Consider the following 17,540-nt stretch of genomic DNA (forward strand, 5'->3'; position numbering starts at 1 on the left):
GCAATCATTGACATGATCTTGTCCCGGTTGGGCGTGGCGCCGCTGGCGCGGCGCGCCTCCGGCGGGAGTATTTCGGGAAAGGTGAGGGGTTTTGTGCCTTATGGGCGGGTCGGGGATCCCAGATCTTGCAGCTGGGCTTGCAGTCCGGTTGGAAACAACTCAATCCCGCCAGTCTCCAGCACATCAGGATGCACCCATCTGGCAATAGATTTCAGGCCGTTGTCTTCGTAGAACTCAATCGTATCGCCTGCCAGATGCGGGGTCTCTGGCCAGGTGACCTGCGCGGCGAAGATGATTTCATGGCCGGTCTGGCCTTCGTGCCGATAGATGTTTTCCAGCACCACCGGCGCGCCGATGATGGTGATTTCCACAGCGAGCTCTTCCTGAAACTCCCGTCGCAGCGCCTGTTGCCAGGTTTCGCCAAATTCAACGGTGCCACCCAAGGGGCGGACGCCTTTGGTCCGGCCGCTGTCATCGGGCACCTCCGCCGCGAGGAAACGGCCATCGCGCCAGGGCAGACCAATGGTTTTCACGCGAATGGACTGGGCCGGGCGCCAAATGGTCATGTCGGATCTCCTGCGGTGCCGAGGTGGGTCGAGTAGGGCTGGATCTCTATGAAAGAAAAAGCCCCGACATCCAAGATGCCGGGGTCTTCAAAAGCGGACTCACTGACAGCGCTGATTATTCGTCGTCGGGCAGGGCGCGCACGGCGCCTTTTGCGGCGGAGGTGGCCAGCAGGGCATAGGCCTTGAGCGCGGTGGAGACCTTGCGCTTGCGCGGCTTCACCGGTTTCCAGCCTGCTGCGTCCTGGGCGGCGCGCCGTGTCGCCAGCTCCTCGTCGGAGACCGCCAGGTGGATGGTGCGGTTGGGGATGTCGATCTCGATGGTGTCGCCCTGGTGCACCAGGCCGATGGTGCCGCCTTCAGCTGCCTCAGGCGAGACATGGCCGATTGACAGCCCGGAGGTGCCGCCGGAAAAACGCCCGTCGGTCAGAAGCGCGCAGGCTTTGCCCAGCCCTTTTGATTTCAGATAGGAGGTCGGGTAGAGCATTTCCTGCATCCCCGGACCGCCGCGCGGGCCCTCATAGCGGATCACCACCACGTCACCCTCCTTGACCTTGCCGGTCAGGATGTCGTTCACCGCCTGATCCTGACTTTCGCAGACATAGGCCGAACCGGTGAATTTCAGGATGTTTTCATCCACCCCTGCGGTTTTCACGATGCAGCCGTCGCGGGCGATATTGCCAAACAGCACCGCCAGACCGCCGTCCTGGCTGAAGGCATGTTCCTTGGAGCGGATCACCCCGCCTGCACGGTCGGTGTCCAGCTCCTTGTAGCGGTTGGACTGCGAAAACGCTTCGGTGGTGCGCACGCCGCCGGGGGCGGCCTTGAACAGCTCTTCGGCCTCGGGGTTGTTGGCAACCTTGATGTCCCATTTGGCGATTGCCTCGCCCATGGAGCTGGAGTGGACGGTGGCGCAATGGTCATGCAACAGTCCCGCGCGGCTGAGTTCACCCAGGATGGAGAAGATGCCACCGGCGCGGTGGACGTCTTCCATATGAACGTTTTCGGTGTTCGGTGCGACCTTGCACAGGCACGGCACCTTGCGCGACAGGCGGTCCATATCGGTCATGGTGAAATCGACCCTGCCTTCATTGGCGATGGCCAGGAGGTGCAGCACCGTATTGGTCGACCCGCCCATGGCGATATCGAGGCTCATGGCGTTTTCAAACGCATCAAAGGTGGCGATTTCGCGCGGCAGCAGGCCTTTCTCCTCGCCCACGTAGTGGCGCTTGGTGATGTCGACGATCTTGCGGCCCGCCTCAAGGAACAGGTGTTTGCGGTCGGCGTGGGTGGCCAGTGTCGAGCCATTGCCCGGCAGCGCCAGACCCAGCGCCTCGGCCAGACAGTTCATCGAGTTGGCGGTGAACATGCCGGAGCAGGAGCCGCAGGTGGGGCAGGCGTTTTCCTCGATATGCTGCACCTGCTCATCGGTGAGGTTCTCGTTGGCCGCCGCAACCATCGCATCGACGAGGTCGATCTTCTTGGCGTCGAGATCGGCAATGTCGATCTTGCCCGCTTCCATCGGTCCACCGGAAACGAAGATCGCCGGGATATTCAGCCGCATCGCTGCCATCAGCATGCCGGGAGTGATCTTGTCGCAGTTGGAGATGCAGACCATGGCATCGGCACAATGGGCGTTGACCATATATTCGACGGAATCCGCGATCACCTCGCGCGAGGGCAGCGAGTAGAGCATCCCGTCATGGCCCATGGCGATACCGTCATCCACCGCGATGGTGTTGAACTCCTTGGCGACGCCGCCGGCCGCCTCGACCTCGCGGGCGACCATCTGGCCCAGATCCTTGAGGTGGACGTGGCCGGGTACGAACTGGGTAAAGGAGTTGACGATGGCGATGATCGGCTTGCCGAAATCATCGTCCTTCATCCCTGTGGCGCGCCACAATCCGCGTGCGCCCGCCATATTGCGGCCATGGGTGGAAGTTCTGGATCGGTACATTGGCATCTGGCTGGTTCCCTTGTCTTTGCCCCTCAGGGACACGATTTGCGCAACAAAGGCAACATGTCGGGGCGGTCTTCGGTAATTATCTGGTGGTTTCTGCCGGTTTTCGCAGGCTTTGGCGGGGCGGAGTGGCGAACCGGGCGGTCAGGATCGGCATCCGGGACATCAGCGACAGGCCGAGGCTGTTGAGCCCCATGCCCACACCCATGCCCATAACCAAGACCAGAATCCAGCTGTCGGCCTGCGCCAGATTGGCGCCGGGGGCGCCGCTGGCCTGAGCGATGATCACGACAGATCCGGTGTAGCCCAGCAGCACGGCAACAGCGCCGGCAACAATATGCGACAGTTTCAAGGGGCTGAGCATCCGGGTTTTCCTGAGCTGGCGGATCCGCTAGAGATCGCAGGTCTGTGCGTTATAGCGCACAGTAGCGTTTGTGCGTTATAACGCACAAGAGGTTTTTGAAGCGCGGCATGAACCAATCCGCATCAGGCGGACCAGAAACGGGCAGCAGGCATGAGCGAAGATAGCATCACTCTGAATTTGCGGGACATTCGCCAGGGCGCAGGGCTAAGCCTGTCACGGGCTGCCGAGGTCACCGGCGTCAGCAAGGCGATGCTGGGCCAGATCGAGCGCGGCGAATCAAGCCCGACGATTGCCACCCTGTGGAAAATTGCCAAGGGGTTTCATCTGCCGCTCAGCGCGCTGATCGGCGAGGCGGCAGCCCCTGATCTGGCCGCCAGCGGCGAGCGGGTGTTCCGCTCGGTCCAGTTTCCCGGTTCGATCGCGGTGAAGATGGTGTTTCCCTTTGATCCTGCGCTTGCGGCCGAGACCTTTCACGTGAGCCTGCGTCCCGGCCAATGCCACCTGTCCCAGCCCCATGACAGCGGCGTGACTGAAGAGGTCTTCGTGCTGGAGGGCGCGATGGAGGTGTTGCGGGGCGACGATTGGGTGGCGCTGGATACCGGGCAGGGGCTGCGCTTTGCGGCGGATCAGCCACATGGCTATCGCTGTGGCGACAGCGGTGCTGCGTTCTTGAACATGCACCACTACCGCCGCGTGGCCTCTCGCGGCTAGCGGCAGCCGGATCAATTGGCCGCAGCGGCGCGGCTTGTCGCCGGGGCAGAGGATGCCTAATGCTGGTGGCATTGATGACGAGGCGCCAGACCCTCCGGGGTGCGCGCGTCTTGCCCCTGTTTCCATTGACCTATTGCCGGAGAGTTTTCCACCGGCCTTATTACGAAAGCGATCTGATCCATGGACACTCTGCGCGGCAGTCTCCTGATGGTGCTCGCTATGGCCGCCTTTGCGCTGGAGGATATGTTCATCAAATCCGCGGCCCGAAGCCTGCCGGTCGGGCAGATCCTGATCCTGTTCGGGGCCGGGGGCATGGTGATCTTTGCCATCATGGCGCGTGCACAGGGGCACCGCCTGTGGACCCCGGTGTTCTGCACGCGCGCGCTTGTGCTGCGCTCTGTCGCCGAGGTTGCAGGGCGACTGTGCTACACGCTGGCAATTGCGCTGACGCCGCTTTCTTCGGCCTCCGCAATCCTGCAGGCGACGCCGCTGGTGGTTGCTGCCGGCGCGGTGGTCTTCTTTAACGAGCATGTGGGCCTGCGCCGCTGGCTGGCGATTGCGGCGGGTTTTGTCGGCGTCTTGATGATCCTGCGCCCGGGCGCCAGCGGGTTTGAGCTGGCCTCGCTCTTTGCGGTGGCGGGAACGCTTGGCTTTGCAGGCCGCGATCTGGCCACCCGCGCGGCTCCGGCCGGGCTGTCGAACGCGCATCTCGGGCTGGCCGGATTTGCCATGCTGATCGTTGCGGGGGTCATGGCGCAGCCCTTTGGCGCGCCGATGGTGATGCCGGATCTCGCCACCGGGGCCGGTCTGGTGGCTGCAACGGTGGTAGGGGTGGTGGCCTATCACGCCCTGACCGGCGCCATGCGGAGCGGCGAGATTTCGGTCATCGCTCCCTTCCGCTACACCCGGCTGGTGTTTGCCATGGTGCTTGGGGTGGTGGTCTTCCACGAGCGCCCCGACCTCTGGACCCTGATGGGCAGCGCGGTCATCGTGATCAGTGGCGGCTTTACCCTGATGCGCAGCCGTCGCCGTCAGCCTACCTGAATCCGGTCGGTGGGGCGGGGGCCAGTCCTCCGCTGCATCACCATCTTGCACCTCTCCCCCCGGCAGCTTACATCTGCGCCCATGGCCAAGCAAAAATCAGACCCGAATTACAAAGTGATCGCAGAGAACCGCCGCGCGCGGTTTGACTATGCGATCGAGGACGATCTGGAATGCGGGATCCTGCTGGAAGGATCCGAGGTCAAATCCCTGCGCGCCGGCGGTACCAATATCGCCGAGAGCTACGCGACGGTGGATGATGGCGAACTCTGGTTGGTGAACTCCTATATCGCGCCTTACGAGCAGGCGAAGATGTTCAAGCATGAGGAGCGTCGTCGCCGCAAGCTGCTGGTGTCGCGCAAGGAGTTGTCGAACCTTTGGAATGCAACCCAGCGCAAGGGGATGACCCTGGTGCCGCTGGTGATGTATTTCAACCATCGCGGTCTGGCCAAGGTGAAGATCGGCATCGCCAAGGGCAAGAAGAACCACGACAAGCGCGAGACCGAGGCCAAACGCGATTGGTCGCGCCAGAAGCAACGCCTGCTGAAAGACCACAGCTGAGTGCGACGCATTGTAGCTGCGGTGGGACAGGGCCACGTCTGGATCTGCCGCCGGACCTGCGCCGGACCTGCGCCGGACCTGCGCCGGACCTACGACCGTCGCTTCCCGGCCACCCTATCCTGCCCGGCAGTGGCACGGGGTAACGCGTGGCCATTGCAATAACTGACTAAATAAGTCAGATAAGCCCAACCCAGCAGACACATCCCTCGGTCAGGCCCGGCATCTTCTGTTTTCCTCCCTGTGACAAGGATGATGCCGATGCCTGAGGCCCTTTCTGATTCGCGACCTCTGACCCCTGCGCCCGCCGCTGACATGCCTACTATGCCCGCAGAAACCGCGCTAGCGGAACTGGGGCTTGATCCGTTTGAGGTCGCGCTGCTGCCACAGCTGCGCCATTTCACCACCTGCCTGCGAGAGCCGCAGAGCCAGGCCTGGCAGCACGCCTGCTGCAGCGCGGCTGAGCGCTGGGGTGAGAGTTTCGGCCTGGGGGTCGCGCATGCGCTGTTCAAGGTGGTGCGCTGCCTGCATGACCTGCGCGGCGAGCTTTATCAGGGGCATGACGCGCTGACCCTCTCGACCCGAGCCAGTGTCACCGCAGATGAAGCGGCCTGTCTGCGGATGCTGCATCACATGCGCCGCGACAACACCCCAGCGGCCCGCGACGCCGTAGCCGATCTGACCGGCGGCTGGATGGACCCGCATGTGATCCGCGCGGCGCTGTCCTTTGCCCATCGCTTCCCGGCGGGCAAGACGGATCCGGCCCCTCGGTCACAACCTGCCACCGAATCCGCGCGCCCTCGGCTGCGGATTGTCCGCTGACAGGGAGTGCAGATGCCCGGCGCAGCGCCTCCGATCCGGCCCGGTGGGACAGATTGTTGCGCTGCAGGCCTGGCCTCCCTTGCGACTCTGTCCGCGCGGTTGTACGGATGCCTCAGCACATATGAGGGGAGGCGGTAACGTTGGATGATCCTAAAACGCTTGTGTCGACAGACTGGCTTGCTGCGCATCTGAAGGACCCTGATCTGCGGCTCCTTGATGCCTCATGGTACATGCCGCACGAAGGGCGAGACGCCAAGGCGGAGTATGACGCAGCTCATATTCCCGGCGCGCGCTTCTTTGATATCGACGATATCGCCGACAATCGCTCCGAGCTGCCGCATATGGTTCCCCCGGTGGAGAAATTCATGTCCCGCCTGCGCGCGATGGGGGTCGGAGACGGCCATCAGGTTGTGGTCTATGACGGCACTGGCCTGCGGTCGGCGGCGCGGGTGTGGTGGCTGTTCCGCCTGATGGGGCAGACCAATGTTGCGGTGCTGGACGGTGGTCTGCCGAAATGGCAGGCCGAGGGCAACCCGGTCGAAGATCTGCCGCCGGTCATCCGCGACCGCCATATGACCGTGCGGGTGCAGAACCATCTGCTGCGTGATGTGACGCAAGTGTCCTCCGCCGCCAAGCTTGGCGATCACGAGATCATCGACGCCCGTGCGGCCGCGCGGTTTCAGGGCACGGTTGCCGAACCCCGCGAAGGTCTGCGGTCGGGTCATATCCCCGGCTCCAAGAACCTGCCCTATACCGAACTGCTGAACGCTGACCAGACGATGAAAGCGCCGGACGCGCTGCGTGCCGCCTTTGAACGGGCTGGTGTCGATCTCAGCAAGCCTGCCATCACCACCTGTGGGTCAGGCGTGACCGCCGCAGTCCTCAGCCTCGCCATGGAGCGGATCGGCAAGACCGATCATTCGCTTTATGACGGCTCCTGGACTGAGTGGGGCGCCTTCCCAACCCTTCCCGTTGCAACCGGAGAGACCTGATGTTCGAAACCCTGAAACCCCAGCCGGCGGACAAGATCCTGATGCTGATGCAGACGTATCGCGACGACCCGCGCGATGACAAGATCGACCTTGGCGTCGGCGTCTACAAGAACGCCGAAGGGGTGACCCCGGTGATGCGCGCCATCAAGGCGGCAGAACATAAACTGTGGGAAGAGCAGACCTCCAAATCCTACGTCGGCCTGGCCGGTGATCCGGCCTATTCCGACGCGATGATCAAGCTGATCCTTGCGGATAGCGTCGAGCGGGGCAATGTCGCGGCAGCCGCCACCCCCGGTGGCACCGGTGCCGTGCGTCAGGCGTTTGAGCTGATCAAGATGGCCAACCCGGGCGCGCGGGTGTTCGTGTCGAACCCGACCTGGCCCAACCACATCTCGATCCTGAACTATCTGCACATCGAAACCGTCGCCTATCGCTATTTCGACCGCGAGACCTGCGGCGTTGATTTCGATGGCATGATTGAAGATCTGAAAACCGCCAACAAAGGCGACGTGGTGCTGCTGCATGGCTGCTGCCACAACCCGACCGGTGCCAACCTCAACATCGTGCAGTGGCAGGAAGTGGTGGCGCTGCTGAACGAACGCGGTCTCATTCCGATGATCGACATTGCCTATCAGGGCTTTGGCGACGGTCTGGAAGAGGACGCCCAGGGCGTGCGCTATGTGGCGGCCAACACGCCGGAATGTCTGATCGCGGCCAGCTGTTCAAAGAACTTCGGCATCTACCGCGAACGCACCGGCCTGCTGATGGCAGTATCGCAGGATGCAGGCGCACAGGGGCTGAACCAGGGCACGCTGGCGTTCCTGAACCGGCAGAACTATTCCTTCCCGCCGGATCATGGCGCGCGTCTGGTGACCATGATCCTGAATGACGACGCGCTGCGCGCCGATTGGGCGGCGGAACTGGAAGAGACCCGCCTTGGCATGCTGAAACTCCGCCAGCAGCTCGCGGATGAGCTGCAGCGCCTGACCGGGTCTGACCGCTTTGCCTTCCTGGCCCAGCATCGCGGCATGTTCTCACTGCTCGGCACCACGCCTGAAATGGTCGAGAAGATGCGCGCCGACAGCGGCATCTACATGGTCGGCGACAGCCGCATGAATATCGCAGGTCTGAACACCCAGACGGTGCCGATCCTCGCCCGGGCGATTGTCGACGCTGGCGTCTGATCCTGCCTGGCTGATCCCGCCTGTCTGATTCAGGCTGTCAGAACCGATGATCACGCCCCGCTTCGGCGGGGCGTTTTGCGACGGCTCACCAGACTTTCTCAATTCGTCTGGGCAAAAGCCTTCAAAGACTTTTGGCTGCGGCCCGGGGGGCACCCAAATGAAAACGCGGCCCCCGGAGGCACCGGGAACCGCGTTCAGTGTCAAGCCGGGTTCGGATCAGCTGGGGGAAAATTCGGGATAGGCTTCCATACCCAGTTCCGCCATGTCCAGACCGTTGACTTCGTCCTCTTCGCCAACCCGGATACCGGTCACCGCCCGCAGGATCAGCCAGACCACGGCGGAAGAGATAATGACGAAGAGCGCGACAACCACGATCCCGGTCAGCTGTGTGATCAGGCTGGCTTCGGGGTTGGTCAGCACAACCGCGATGGTGCCCCAGATACCGGCCACCAGGTGAACCGGGATGGCGCCGACCACATCGTCGATTTTCAGCTTGTCCAGCAGTGGCACCACAAAGACCACGATGATGCCGCCAGCAGCCCCGATCAGCGTGGCCATGCCCAGACCGGGCGTCAGCGGTTCTGCGGTGATCGACACCAGACCCGCCAGCGCGCCGTTCAGGATCATGGTAAGATCGGGCTTCTTGAACAGCAGCTGCGTCAGGATCAGCGCGGCCACGGCGCCGCCAGCTGCGGCTGCGTTGGTATTGGCAAAGATCCGGCTCACGTCCGCGACATCCCCGACAGTGCCCATCGCCAGCTGCGAGCCACCGTTAAAGCCGAACCAGCCCAGCCACAGGATGAACGTCCCAAGGGTGGCCAGCGCCAGGTTGGATCCGGGCATCGGGACGGTCTTGCCGTTCTTGTACTTGCCAATGCGCGGGCCAAGGATCAGCGCGCCGGTCAGAGCCGCCCAGCCCCCAACGGAATGCACCACGGTGGAGCCTGCAAAGTCGAGGAACCCCATCTCGTCCAGGAAGCCGCCGCCCCATTTCCAGCTGGCCTGCAGCGGGTAGATCACTGCGGTCAGCACGATGGTAAAGGCGAGGAAGGGCCAGAGTTTCACGCGCTCGGCGAGGGTGCCGGAGACAATGGAGGCCGTGGTTGCACAGAACATCAGCTGGAAGAAGAAATCCGATCCGGTGGAGGCATAGGAGTAATCATCCGCCTGCTCGGCGGTGATGCCCACCGCCTCCAGAACGCCTGGACCCCAGACACCGGAGAGGACGCCCTCAATCGACCAGGTGCCCAGCGGATACATCAGGTTATAGCCGATCAGGTAATAGAAGATGGCCGCCAGAGAGAACAGCGCAACGTTTTTTGTCAGCTGCATGGTGACGTTTTTCGACCGCACCAGACCCGCTTCCAGCATGGCAAAACCGGCCGCCATCCAGAATACGAGGAAGCCGCCGACCAGAAACAGCAGCGAGTTGAGGATAAACACCGTGTCGGTGGCCGCCGCTCCGGGCGCCGGGGCCGCAGCGGCGGTCTCTTGGGCGAGGGCGAGGCCGGGCAGGGCCAGCGTCGCCACCGCTGCAAGGGAAAGGGTTGATTTACGCATAACTGATTTCCTTCCTTTGCGCGTTTTCACAGCGCGTCGTGATTGGTTTCGCCGGTGCGCACGCGGATCGCCTGCTCAACGTCGAGAACAAAAATCTTGCCGTCACCGATCTTGCCGGTGCGGGCGGTCTGGGTGATGGTGTCGACGACCTGATCGGCCAGCCCGGAGGGCACCACCAGATCCAGCCGCATCTTGGGCACGAAATTCACCTCATATTCCGCCCCACGATAGATCTCCGTATGGCCGGACTGGGCGCCGAACCCCTTGATTTCCGTGACCATCAGCCCGGACACGCCGATGGATGTCAGCGCCTCGCGGACCTCCTCCAGCTTGAACGGCTTGATGGTTGCTATGATCATTTTCATGCCCGACCCCCTGTGATGATGGCGGCGCGTGGTGACAGCGCCTGAACTGTTTGCAGGTGCAGCAAATCCGCAGAGCCGAGTCGGTGGAACGTTCGGGGCCGGGTTTTGAGGGCGGTTGCGGCGGGACGGCTAAAAAATAGGCGATCTTTTGCCAGTCCGCCTAAAAAACACCCGGCTTTCAGAGGGGAAATGTCGTGAAACTGCCCCTCAACAAACCGTCGCAGACACGGTATGGTCCGCAAAACGGGCAAACCGGGCAGGATCTGGAAGATGGCACAAGGACCGCGGCGCCGACCTCTGGTCGCAGACAAGCGCTACGCGACAGCGGGGCGCGGCACGCAGGGCAAAGCGCCCGCGCGCAAGGCCAAACCACGGCCGAAATCAACCGCAAGGCCGCGTAAATCGGGCTGGCTTGGCCTGTTCGGCGGCGGTCGCAAAACGGGTGGCACCGGGGGCGGCGGCAGAGGCCCGCGCAAACCGCAGAAACCAAAGACCCTGCTGGGCAAGATCCTCGCGCTGCTGCTGGCACCGTTTCGCTGGGCGTTCCGGCTGGCCTGGGGATTTGCCTGGCGGATCGGCATGATCTCGACCGCGCTGGTGGCGCTGGCGGTGGGCTACCACTACATGAAACTGCCCGAGGTTGCTGAACTGTTGGACGGGCGCGCGCGCGGCTCTGTCACGCTCACCGATCGCAACGGCGAGGTCTTTGCCTGGCGGGGGGATCAATTCGGCGGCGTGGTCACCAGCGAAACCGTCTCGCCCTACCTGAAGAACGCGATCGTCGCGACCGAGGATAAACGGTTCTACCGCCACTTCGGTGTATCGCCGCGCGGCGTTGCCAGCGCTGTCCGCATCAACCTGAGCGAAGGGCGCGGCCCGCTGTCCGGCCATGGCGGCTCCACCATCACGCAGCAGACCGCCAAGCTGCTGTGCCTCGGCGTGGTCTATGATCCGACCGAATGGGAGAGCGAGCGCGCTTATGAACGCGACTGCCGCCAGGGGTCGCTGTGGCGCAAGGCCAAGGAAGCCATCTTCGCGATGGCGATGGAGGCCAAATACACCAAGGATGAAATCCTCTCGATCTATATGAACCGCGCCTATCTGGGCGGCGGCGCCTATGGGGCCGAGGCTGCAGCGCAGCGCTATTTCGGCAAATCCGCCAATCAGGTGGATGCCGCAGAGGCGGCGATGCTGGCGGGTCTGCTGACAGCCCCTTCAACGCTGGCACCGACCAATAATCTGCAACGCTCGCAGGATCGCGCCGCCACCGTGCTGCGCCTGATGCAGGAGCAGGGGTATCTGACCACCGCTGAAATGCGCGCGGCGCAGAATACCCCTGCGGTCCTGAGCGAGGCCGCCGCCGCCCGCGCCGGTGGCTATTTCGCCGATTGGGTGATGGACACCATCCCGGATTTCTTTGGCAATGAGACAACCGAGGATGTGGTGATCCGCACCACCATCGACCAGCGCCTGCAACGCGCAGCCGAAGATGCGCTGAACCATGTCTTTGACACCAAGGTCCGCGAAGGCTCCAAGGCGCAGGCCGCCATTGTGGTGATGAGCGCGGATGGCGCGGTCCGGGCCATGGTGGGTGGGCGCAAATCCCGTGTCTCCGGTGTGTTCAACCGCGCGACCCAGGCCAAGCGTCAGACCGGCTCGGCCTTCAAACCCTTTGTCTATGCCACGGCGCTTGAGCTGGGGTATTCGCCGCTCGACCGGGTGCTGGACGCGCAATATTGCCTTGATGTTCCGGGGTCCGGCCAGTGGTGCCCAAAGAACTATACGCGGAAATTCTATGGCGAGGTCACCCTGGCGCAGGCCCTGCGGGATTCGCTGAACGTCCCGGCTGTGAAAGTGTCCGAGGCGGTGGGCCGCGATCTGGTGCGTCGCGTGGCCGGTGATTTCGGACTGGACAGTGAGCTGGCCGCCGGCCCGGCGCTGGCGCTGGGTGCCTCCGAAAGCACGCTGCTTGATATGACCGGAGCCTATGCGGGCATTCTCAATGGTGGCTCCTCAGTGACCCCATATGGCGTGACGGAGCTGACGATCATTGGCGACAACACCCCTCTGATGGGCGCCAGCGGCGGTCTGGGCGAGCGGGTGATCCAGACCAAGGCGGCGCGGGAACTGATCTGGATGATGGAACAGGTGGTGTCGCAGGGCAGCGGTCGGCGGGCGCAGATCCCCGGCTGGCAGGCGGCCGGCAAGACCGGCACGACACAGGCGGCCCGTGATGCCTGGTTTGTGGGCTTCACTGCCGATTATGTCGCGGGCGTCTGGATGGGTTATGATGACAACACGCCGCTCTCCGGCGTGACCGGTGGCGGTCTGCCCGCCGATATCTGGCGCGAGGTCATGGTGCGGGTGCATGACGGTCTGACACCCAAACCGCTGCCGATGATCGCACCGCAGCCCATCGCACCACCGCCACAACCGCAGCCACAGCGTCGCCAGCGGCCCAACGTCGGGCAGGAACTGGGGCGCGCGGTGGACGGTCTGCTGCGTGACATCTTCGGCAACCGATAGCGCATCACGCCGGACCAAGCCGGGCCAATATGGGTCATATGTCCCGCATGTTTCTGCGCTGTCACCGTGCAGCGTTCCGGCGCGGTCGTCGGCGGTCAGTCACTCCGTTTGGTGACCGCCGGTAGCCCCGTGTGGTGTCGCACCGCGCTGGGGATCATCGCGCGACCTTATGCGCGCTGACCGGGCGCGGCGCACAAACGGCAATCCTGAAATAGAAAAAGGGGCCGCCGGGCCCCTTCTTCGTGATCTGTCTGACGCTGCGGTGGCTGAACTCAGCTCAGCCGCTTCAGCTCGGCGATCAGCTTGTTGATATCACCCTTGTTGCGGTCAAGGATGGCCCCGATCTCGGTGCGTTCGGTCAACAGCAGGTTCACGCCTTCGATGAACATGTTGTAGAATTTGTCGCGACCGGATTTATCGGACACGAGGAAGGTCACCTCAAACGGCGCCTGACCTTTCAGCTTGGCCAGCGATTTGATCTCATAACCCGCCTTGATCTTGCGCGCGGATTGCACCTCGACCGAACCGCCGATGAACTCGCGGAACCGCTTGCCGTATTTGCGGGAGATATAGCCCTGGAATGCATCGGCAAAAGCGTTCATCTGCGCGCCCGAGGCGCGGCGGGCATCCACACCCAGCGCATAGCGCGCCATGATGTTCACATCCGCATAGCGCACGAAAATCTTCTCGAAATCACGGATCATCGCACCTTCGGACTTGCCGGAGGCGATGACCTTGTTGATGTCGCCAACGACGCTGCCGACAAGGCTGCGCGCGGCGGCTTCACTCAGGGCAAGCACTTTACCGGGCAGGGCGGCCAGCCCGAGAAAGGCAACGCCAGTGGCCAGGAAACTGCGGCGGGTCAGAAAATTACTCGGCATAGATGTCCTCATACGGATCTGAATAGGGATCGCCATAGACCCCTTCGTATTCACTTTGATCGCCGCCCAACTCGAAGCGGCGGTTCTGAAGGTAGATCAGCCGCGCCTGCGCGTAGCTGTCGGCGCTCTCATACAAAATCGAGTCGATGGTGTCGGAATATGTGCCACGATCCCCCAGACGACGCACCACCTCGGCATAGATGCCGATGTTGTCGGCTGGATTATGCCGAGCGTAGCTGATCGGATTGGTGAAGAAATCCACCACGATGCCAGCCCCGTCGCGGGCGGTGGAGGGGCCAAAGAACGGCAGCTCGACATAGGCGCCTTCGCCAACACCCCAGACATGCAGCGTCTCGCCGAAATTGGTGTCCACACGCGGCACGTTGAAGTCAGAGGCCGGATCGCCAAGGCCGCCGATGCCGAAGATCGTATTGATCACAAAGCGCGATACAGCGATGCCCGATTCCTTGAAATTGCCCTGCAACAGCGCATTCACCGCCTGACCCGGCATCGACAGGTTCTCGGCAAAGTTGTTGAAACTGGTCACCATATCCGGCGGCACAATCGCGACATAACCCTTGGCAGCGGGGCGAAAGGCAAAGCGGTCAACACCACGGTTGAAATTGTGAATGGACCGGTTGGTGTTCTCGTAAGGATCGAACACCTCACCCGACGCGCGCGAGACACTATCTTGGGTTGCGCAGCCTGCCAGTGTCGACGTAACAGTTACCAGGGCCATAATCAAAAAAGGTCGCAGCGGGAAGGTCATTCGCTTCGGTGTCCAATCTGTCTGCTGTGGGCGCGTTGGACCCACTTAGGGTGTTTCTCAGCTCTGCCTAGTCAGAGACTGGGCTTGTTTACACAGTTGTGGCAGATTTGGAACATATGTGGTCCGGTTTTCTGCGCGCGTGGCTGATACATAGGGCATATTGACAGGGAATTGCAGACCTCTCATGACGAAAACTACTAATAAATCCGGCTTCGATGAGCTGCGGGCGCATCGTCGCCGCAGTCGTGGTCTCTATTGGTCGGTCGGTATCTTCAGCTTCTTCGTGAATATGCTGATGCTGACGGGACCGCTATACATGATGCAGGTCTATGACCGGGTGCTGGGCAGCCGGTCGGTGGCGACGCTGATCGCGCTGTCACTGCTGGTCGTGTTTCTCTACGGCACCATGGGTATTCTGGATTATGCGCGCGGTCGCATTCTGTCGCGGGCCGGGGCGCGGTTTCAGGCCGGGCTGGATCAGCGCGTGTTCGATGCCATGATCCGCCGTTCTGCGGTGGCTCAGGATCCGGTGGCGCAGACCGGTCTCAGCGATCTGGAATCGGTGCAACGTCTGATCGCCTCCCCGGTGCTCGGTGCCGCATTCGATCTGCCCTGGACGCCGATCTTCCTGTTTGGCATCGCTTTGTTCCACCCCTGGCTCGGGCTGCTGGCGCTTGGCGGTGGTGCGGTTCTCATCGCCATCGCGGTGCTGAACCAGTTCCTGTCGCGCCGCCCGCAGATGCAGGCAGGCATTTCCGGCCATCGGGCCAATCTGATGTCCGAGGAAATCCGCACCGAAGCGGAGATGATCCAGTCGATGGGTATGCGCCGCGCCGCGTTTCAGCGCTGGAAAGCGGGCCGCGATGCCGCACTGGTGGACAGTGTCGCCGCCAGCGACGTCGGCGGCGGCTTCACCACATTGACCAAAACCCTGCGCCTGTTCCTGCAATCGGCGATGCTGGGTCTGGGCGCGTATCTGGTGCTGCAGAACGAGGTGACCGCCGGCGCGATGATTGCAGGCTCGATCCTGATGGGCCGGGCGCTGGCGCCTATCGAACTGGCGCTTGGTCAATGGGCGATGGTGCAGCGCGCGCTGAAGGGCTGGCGCAATCTCGCCGAGCTGCTGGAGAAAGTCCCGGAAGAGCCGCAGCGCACCGAATTGCCCAAACCCTCCGCCAATCTCGAAGTACAGGCGCTGGCGGTGGTGCCGCCGGGGGACAGCCGCCCGCAGCTGCGCAATGTCAGCTTCCGGGTGCAGCCGGGTCAGGCCATCGGCGTGATCGGCCCCTCAGGCTCCGGCAAATCCACCCTCGCGCGGGCACTGACCGGCGCCTGGCGCCCGGCGGCGGGCACGGTGCGGCTGGATGGCGCCTCGCTGGAGCAATACGCCCCCGAGGTGCTGGGCCAGAACATCGGCTACCTGCCGCAGCGCGTGCAGCTGTTCGAGGGCACCATTGCCCAGAACATCGCCCGGCTGTCGTCCAACCCGGATTCCGAAAAAGTCGTCGCCGCCGCGAAAAAGGCTGCGGCCCATGATATGATCGTCCATCTGCCCGATGGCTATGACACCCGGATCACGGCTGGGGGCGGGCGGCTCTCCGGCGGTCAGATGCAGCGTGTCGCCCTGGCGCGCGCGCTTTATGACGATCCGGTGATCGTCATTCTGGATGAGCCGAATTCGAACCTCGACAACGACGGGTCGGTGGCGCTCAACCGGGCGATCAAACAGCTCAAGGCCGATGGCAGATCGGTGCTGATCATGGCCCATCGCCCGGCGGCCATTCAGGAATGTGACCTTTTGCTGGTCATTGATCAGGGGATCCAGACCGCCTTTGGCCCCAAGGACAAGGTCCTGCGGGAAATGGTTTCGAACCACCAGAGCATTCAACAGGCAGCGCCAGGAGGTGTGCGATGAACCAGACCGATACCGGGGCCACATCCTGGTCCGCCCGCCGTCCGCTGCTGATCGGCCTGTTCGGCGTTGTGATCCTGCTCGGGGGCTTTGGCACCTGGTCGGTTGCCACCTCCATCGCCGGTGCCATCGTGGCCTCGGGCCGGATTGAGGTCGACCGCAACCGGCAGGTTGTGCAGCACCTCGACGGCGGCATCGTGCAGGACATTCTGGTGGAAGAGGGCGACACCGTGGCCGAGGGCGCGGTGCTGCTGCGGCTGGATGCCAAGGAGCTGTACTCGCAACTGGTCATCACCGAAGGTCAGCTGTTTGAACTGATGGCACGCCGCGCGCGCCTTGATGCCGAGCGGGACAGTGCCGAGACGGTTGAGTTCGACGCCGAGCTTTCCGAACTGGCCGAAACCCGGCCAGAGGTGGCCGACCTGATGCAGGGCCAGCTCCGCCTGTTTCAGGCGCGCAAGGATTCGGTGGCGCGCGAAATCGACCAGCTGGAAAAACGACGCTCGCAGATACAGGATCAGATCAAAGGCGTTCTGGCGCAGCAGGCCTCGCGCCGCACCCAGCTCGAGCTGATCGAGGAGGAGCTGGCAAACCAGCAGTCGCTGCTGGATCGCGGGCTGGCGCAGGCCGGCACGGTTCTGAACCTGCGCCGGACCGAGGCCGACCTGCAAGGTTCGCTGGGCGAGCTGATTGCCACCGAGGCCCAGGCCGAGGGGCGCATCACCGAAATCGACATCGAAATCCTCAAACTGGGCACCCAGCAGCGCGAGCAGGCCATCACCCGGCTGCGCGATCTGCGCTATCAGGAGCTGGAATTGGCCGAGACCCGCCGCGCGCTGAAGGAACGTCTGGCGCGGCTCGATATCACTGCACCGGTCTCCGGCATCGTCTATGGTCTGCAGGTCCATACGCCGCGCTCGGTGATCCGGGCGGCGGAGCCGGTGCTTTATCTGGTGCCGCAGGACAGGCCGCTGGTGATTGCCGCGCAGGTGGCCCCCACCGATGTCGATCAGATCTATGTCGGTCAGCCGGTAACCCTGCGCTTCCCGGCTCTGGATCAGCGCCTGACGCCGGAACTTTTCGGCACGGTGAAACAGGTCTCTGCCGATGCGTTTGAGGATCAGGCGAGCAAGCTCTCCTACTACCGCACCGAGATCGAACTGGATCCCGGCCAGCTGGAAACCCTGCCCGAGGGCACGGTGCTGATCCCCGGTATGCCGGTCGAAGGATACATCCGCACCGCCGAGCGCACGCCGCTGGCCTATCTCGTGAAACCCCTTGCCGACTACTTCGTCAAAGCCTTCAGGGAAAGCTGACGGGGCCGAGCAGCGC

15 protein-coding genes and 1 pseudogene are annotated in these 17,540 nt (G+C 63.0%); 9 read left to right on the forward strand and 7 right to left on the reverse strand.

Features of this window, described 5'->3' with window-relative positions:
- Positions 1-98: 98 nt before the first annotated feature.
- From VWY60_RS16535 to VWY60_RS16545, 3 genes and pseudogenes are all read right to left on the reverse strand, one after another.
- Positions 99-566, reverse strand: a complete 468-nt coding sequence (locus VWY60_RS16535; RefSeq protein ID WP_416541189.1) for an NUDIX hydrolase — start codon at positions 564-566, stop codon at positions 99-101.
- A gap of 115 nt (positions 567-681) precedes the next feature.
- Positions 682-2,526 carry a dihydroxy-acid dehydratase gene (ilvD, locus tag VWY60_RS16540; RefSeq protein WP_416541190.1) on the reverse strand — a complete coding sequence of 615 codons (1,845 nt, stop codon included), beginning with the start codon at positions 2,524-2,526 and terminating at the stop codon, positions 682-684.
- A 121-nt stretch (positions 2,527-2,647) separates the two neighbouring features.
- Positions 2,648-2,887 (reverse strand): annotated as a pseudogene (locus tag VWY60_RS16545) (benzoate/H(+) symporter BenE family transporter); the annotation flags it as partial.
- 150 nt (positions 2,888-3,037) lie between these two features.
- Here VWY60_RS16545 and VWY60_RS16550 point away from each other — a divergent pair.
- From VWY60_RS16550 to VWY60_RS16575, 6 genes are all read left to right on the forward strand, one after another.
- On the forward strand, positions 3,038-3,598 hold the full coding sequence (locus tag VWY60_RS16550) for a helix-turn-helix domain-containing protein (protein ID WP_416535285.1): 561 nt from the start codon (positions 3,038-3,040) through the stop codon (positions 3,596-3,598).
- Positions 3,599-3,778: 180 nt separating this feature from the next.
- Positions 3,779-4,642 carry a DMT family transporter gene (locus VWY60_RS16555; RefSeq protein ID WP_416541191.1) on the forward strand — a complete coding sequence of 288 codons (864 nt, stop codon included), beginning with the start codon at positions 3,779-3,781 and terminating at the stop codon, positions 4,640-4,642.
- Between the two features lie 81 nt (positions 4,643-4,723).
- Positions 4,724-5,200 carry an SsrA-binding protein SmpB gene (gene smpB, locus VWY60_RS16560; RefSeq protein ID WP_340546776.1) on the forward strand — a complete coding sequence of 159 codons (477 nt, stop codon included), beginning with the start codon at positions 4,724-4,726 and terminating at the stop codon, positions 5,198-5,200.
- Positions 5,201-5,521: 321 nt separating this feature from the next.
- The gene (locus VWY60_RS16565; protein ID WP_416537423.1) at positions 5,522-6,019 is read left to right on the forward strand and encodes a hypothetical protein; all 498 of its coding nucleotides are present in this window, start codon (positions 5,522-5,524) and stop codon (positions 6,017-6,019) included.
- A 140-nt stretch (positions 6,020-6,159) separates the two neighbouring features.
- Entirely contained in the window at positions 6,160-7,011 is an 852-nt protein-coding gene (gene sseA, locus VWY60_RS16570) for a 3-mercaptopyruvate sulfurtransferase (protein ID WP_340546778.1), read from the forward strand.
- Positions 7,011-8,195, forward strand: a complete 1,185-nt coding sequence (locus tag VWY60_RS16575) for an amino acid aminotransferase (protein WP_340546779.1) — start codon at positions 7,011-7,013, stop codon at positions 8,193-8,195. Before sseA ends, VWY60_RS16575 begins: the two co-directional genes overlap by 1 nt.
- A 216-nt stretch (positions 8,196-8,411) precedes the next feature.
- Here VWY60_RS16575 and VWY60_RS16580 read toward each other — a convergent pair whose 3' ends face one another.
- Together VWY60_RS16580 and VWY60_RS16585 are read right to left on the reverse strand one after the other, a co-directional pair.
- Positions 8,412-9,755: an ammonium transporter gene (locus VWY60_RS16580; protein ID WP_340546780.1), complete on the reverse strand. Its 1,344-nt coding sequence runs from the start codon at positions 9,753-9,755 to the stop codon at positions 8,412-8,414.
- A gap of 26 nt (positions 9,756-9,781) precedes the next feature.
- Positions 9,782-10,120: a P-II family nitrogen regulator gene (locus tag VWY60_RS16585; protein WP_024095995.1), complete on the reverse strand. Its 339-nt coding sequence runs from the start codon at positions 10,118-10,120 to the stop codon at positions 9,782-9,784.
- Positions 10,121-10,390: 270 nt separating this feature from the next.
- Between VWY60_RS16585 and VWY60_RS16590 the strand changes: the two genes are divergently transcribed.
- The gene (locus VWY60_RS16590) at positions 10,391-12,646 is read left to right on the forward strand and encodes a transglycosylase domain-containing protein (protein ID WP_416535283.1); all 2,256 of its coding nucleotides are present in this window, start codon (positions 10,391-10,393) and stop codon (positions 12,644-12,646) included.
- Positions 12,647-12,918: 272 nt separating this feature from the next.
- On the opposite strand, the gene VWY60_RS16595 is transcribed toward VWY60_RS16590, so the two are convergent.
- Both VWY60_RS16595 and VWY60_RS16600 read right to left on the reverse strand, forming a co-directional pair.
- Complete coding sequence (locus VWY60_RS16595) at positions 12,919-13,527, reverse strand: MlaC/ttg2D family ABC transporter substrate-binding protein (RefSeq protein ID WP_340546782.1); 609 nt, start codon at positions 13,525-13,527, stop codon at positions 12,919-12,921.
- Entirely contained in the window at positions 13,517-14,296 is a 780-nt protein-coding gene (locus VWY60_RS16600; RefSeq protein WP_374015516.1) for a VacJ family lipoprotein, read from the reverse strand. The genes VWY60_RS16595 and VWY60_RS16600 overlap by 11 nt, the downstream gene beginning before the upstream one ends.
- A 184-nt stretch (positions 14,297-14,480) precedes the next feature.
- On the opposite strand from VWY60_RS16600, the gene VWY60_RS16605 reads away from it, so the two are divergent.
- Together VWY60_RS16605 and VWY60_RS16610 are read left to right on the forward strand one after the other, a co-directional pair.
- Positions 14,481-16,211, forward strand: coding sequence for a type I secretion system permease/ATPase (locus tag VWY60_RS16605; RefSeq protein WP_416535282.1), 1,731 nt, complete (start codon positions 14,481-14,483; stop codon positions 16,209-16,211).
- On the forward strand, positions 16,208-17,524 hold the full coding sequence (locus tag VWY60_RS16610; protein WP_340546785.1) for an HlyD family type I secretion periplasmic adaptor subunit: 1,317 nt from the start codon (positions 16,208-16,210) through the stop codon (positions 17,522-17,524). The genes VWY60_RS16605 and VWY60_RS16610 overlap by 4 nt, the downstream gene beginning before the upstream one ends.
- Positions 17,525-17,540: the final 16 nt, after the last annotated feature.

It is taken from the genome of Phaeobacter sp. JH20_26, assembly GCF_048056275.1.
Classification (GTDB): domain Bacteria; phylum Pseudomonadota; class Alphaproteobacteria; order Rhodobacterales; family Rhodobacteraceae; genus Phaeobacter; species Phaeobacter bryozoorum.

Coding starts and splice junctions, on each gene's coding strand:
- VWY60_RS16550 (WP_416535285.1), top strand. CDS start 3,038: ATGAGCGAAGATAGCATCACTCTGAATTTGCGGGACATTCGCCAGGGC.
- smpB (WP_340546776.1), top strand. CDS start 4,724: ATGGCCAAGCAAAAATCAGACCCGAATTACAAAGTGATCGCAGAGAAC.
- VWY60_RS16580 (WP_340546780.1), bottom strand. CDS start 9,755: ATGCGTAAATCAACCCTTTCCCTTGCAGCGGTGGCGACGCTGGCCCTG.
- VWY60_RS16610 (WP_340546785.1), top strand. CDS start 16,208: ATGAACCAGACCGATACCGGGGCCACATCCTGGTCCGCCCGCCGTCCG.
- VWY60_RS16555 (WP_416541191.1), top strand. CDS start 3,779: ATGGACACTCTGCGCGGCAGTCTCCTGATGGTGCTCGCTATGGCCGCC.
- VWY60_RS16595 (WP_340546782.1), bottom strand. CDS start 13,527: ATGCCGAGTAATTTTCTGACCCGCCGCAGTTTCCTGGCCACTGGCGTT.
- VWY60_RS16535 (WP_416541189.1), bottom strand. CDS start 566: ATGACCATTTGGCGCCCGGCCCAGTCCATTCGCGTGAAAACCATTGGT.
- VWY60_RS16605 (WP_416535282.1), top strand. CDS start 14,481: ATGACGAAAACTACTAATAAATCCGGCTTCGATGAGCTGCGGGCGCAT.
- VWY60_RS16575 (WP_340546779.1), top strand. CDS start 7,011: ATGTTCGAAACCCTGAAACCCCAGCCGGCGGACAAGATCCTGATGCTG.
- ilvD (WP_416541190.1), bottom strand. CDS start 2,526: ATGCCAATGTACCGATCCAGAACTTCCACCCATGGCCGCAATATGGCG.
- VWY60_RS16600 (WP_374015516.1), bottom strand. CDS start 14,296: ATGACCTTCCCGCTGCGACCTTTTTTGATTATGGCCCTGGTAACTGTT.
- VWY60_RS16565 (WP_416537423.1), top strand. CDS start 5,522: ATGCCCGCAGAAACCGCGCTAGCGGAACTGGGGCTTGATCCGTTTGAG.
- VWY60_RS16585 (WP_024095995.1), bottom strand. CDS start 10,120: ATGAAAATGATCATAGCAACCATCAAGCCGTTCAAGCTGGAGGAGGTC.
- VWY60_RS16590 (WP_416535283.1), top strand. CDS start 10,391: ATGGCACAAGGACCGCGGCGCCGACCTCTGGTCGCAGACAAGCGCTAC.